The following is a 692-nucleotide window of genomic DNA, read 5'->3' on the forward strand; positions in this document are numbered from 1 at the left end:
CGCGCTGCCGCCCGACGCGCCCGTGGCCGCGCCGAGCGTCGCGCCCGGGCCGCAGGCCGGGACGGGCTCGACGATCCTCGCCGTGCTGCTCATCGGGCCCGCGGGGGCCGGCAAGACGACCGTCGCGCGGTACTGGGCGGCGCGGCGGCCCGTACCGACGGCGCACATCAGCCTCGACGACGTGCGCGAGTGGGTGCACGCGGGCTTCGCCGACCCGCAGGCCGGGTGGAACGACAACTCCGAGGTGCAGTACCGGCTCGCGCGCCGCACCTGCGGCTTCGCGGCGCGCAACTTCCTCGCCAACGGCATCTCCTGCGTCATCGACGACGCCGTCTTCCCCGACCGTCCCGTCGTCGGGCTCGGCGGCTGGAAGCGGCACGTGGGCCCCGGGCTGCTGCCCGTCGTGCTGCTGCCCGGGCTGGACGTCGTCCTGGAACGCAACGCCGCGCGCACGGGCAACCGCAGGCTCAGCGACGAGGAGGTCGCGAGCATCCACGGCCGCATGGCCGGCTGGTACGGCTCGGGGCTGCCGATCATCGACAACTCGCACCTCGACGTACCGGCCACGGCGCAGCGGCTCGACGAAGTCCTCGCCCGCGCGATAGCCAGCCCGCCGCCGTGGTGACGCCACCGCGGTGCGCACCCGCGCCGCCCCGTCGGACGCCCCGGCCGCCCGCGCCGCCCTACGCGGC

The 692-nt window shown here is 76.7% G+C and carries 1 protein-coding gene; it reads left to right on the forward strand.

What is annotated here, in order from left to right; all coding sequences use genetic code 11:
• On the forward strand, positions 1 to 625 hold a 625-nt coding region (locus G3I42_RS10130), incomplete at its 5' end, for an AAA family ATPase (protein WP_239096372.1).
• Between the last annotated feature and the right edge of the window lie 67 nt (positions 626 to 692).

It is taken from the genome of Streptomyces sp. SID11385, assembly GCF_010548245.1.
Classification (GTDB): domain Bacteria; phylum Actinomycetota; class Actinomycetes; order Streptomycetales; family Streptomycetaceae; genus Streptomyces.